The following is a 1427-nucleotide window of genomic DNA, read 5'->3' as shown; positions in this document are numbered from 1 at the left end:
CCGCTCCTCTGTAGACGAAATGCTAAAGCTAAACGGCTTGCTTGACGTCATTATTCCCCGCGGAGGAAGTTCGCTCATTCAGAACGTGGTCATGAACGCTACAGTTCCAGTTATCGAAACGGGTGCAGGGATCTGCCACACGTACTTGGATGAATCAGCCTCTCCAGACATGGCAACTGCCATCGCCTTGAATGCCAAAGTCCAAAGGCCCTCCGTCTGTAATTCGATGGAAACCTTAATCATTCACCAACAGTATGCCGAGCAGCATTTGGTCGCCTTGGCTGGCGTCTTTCGAGAGCGAAACGTGGAACTGCGTGGGTGCAGCCGCACCCTTCAGTATGTACCCTGGGCTACCCCAAGTTCGACCGAGGACTACGCCACCGAGTATAATGACTATATTCTAAACGTCATCATCGTCGATGATCTGGACCAGGCCTTAACACATATTGCCAAGTATGGTACGCAGCATTCGGAGTGTATCGTTACGGAGAATCAAGGACATGCCCAGCGTTTTCTCCAGGAGGTGGACGCAGCAGCGGTTTATCATAACGCATCTACCCGTTTTACTGACGGCTTTGAATTCGGCTTTGGCGCCGAGATCGGAATCAGTACGCAAAAGTTGCATGCACGCGGTCCTATGGGACTGCCTGCGCTTACTTCATCTAAATATGTTATTATCGGTAGTGGTCAAATACGCGAATAAACCTAAACCATCCTTGAAGGAGGAAACAACGATGTGTCATTCCCCTCAGAACAGACCTCTAATTGACAAAGAGATCACCTTCTATGGTGCAGGCTCTATGGCAGAAGCCATCGTACGGGGCTTAATTAGTCGTTCTGTTGTGCTCCCGGAACATATTACGATGTTAAACCGCAGTAATGCCGATCGTCTCGTGGAATTAAGCGGACGATACGGCGTTCGTATCAGCAATAATGAACCGGCCAAAATCGAGATTCTAAAATCCTCGCCCGTGATCGTGCTGGCGATGAAACCGAAAGATGCAGCCAAGGCGCTGAAAGAATTAGGGCCACTGTTGTCGCCAGATCAACTGATTATCTCGGTGATCGCGGGATTGTCCATTTATACGACGCATACCCTACTCGGGAATGAGCAACCGCTGGCCCGTACGATGCCCAATACGTCGGCGTCCATCGGACTCGGTTCAACCGGTATCTCCTTCTCCAAAGGAATCAGCGATGAACATCGTCAACTCGTGCTTACCTTATTCGAAGCCGTTGGCAATGTGACCGTCATTGAAGAAGAGAGAATGGATATACTGACCGGTATTTCCGGCAGTGGTCCTGCTTATTTCTACTACATGATGGAAGCGATGACCGCAGCCGGTATCCGCGGTGGGCTCACGCCGGAACAAAGCCATGATCTGACACTTCAGACGATACTCGGAGCTGCTCGTATGGTCCAGCAG

At 50.5% G+C, this 1427-nt stretch carries 2 protein-coding genes; both read left to right on the top strand.

From position 1 onward, the window contains the following. Nucleotides 1-703, top strand: a 703-nt coding sequence (locus tag ACFRAK_RS28740) for a glutamate-5-semialdehyde dehydrogenase (protein ID WP_394573153.1), incomplete at its 5' end; no start/stop codon positions are given. Nucleotides 704-734: 31 nt separating this feature from the next. Further along, the coding region (proC, locus tag ACFRAK_RS28735; protein ID WP_394573152.1) for a pyrroline-5-carboxylate reductase at nucleotides 735-1427 on the top strand (693 nt) is incomplete at its 3' end.

The sequence above is a fragment of the Peribacillus sp. NPDC056705 genome (assembly GCF_043656335.1).
This window is presented reverse-complemented; position numbering and strand designations above follow the sequence as displayed.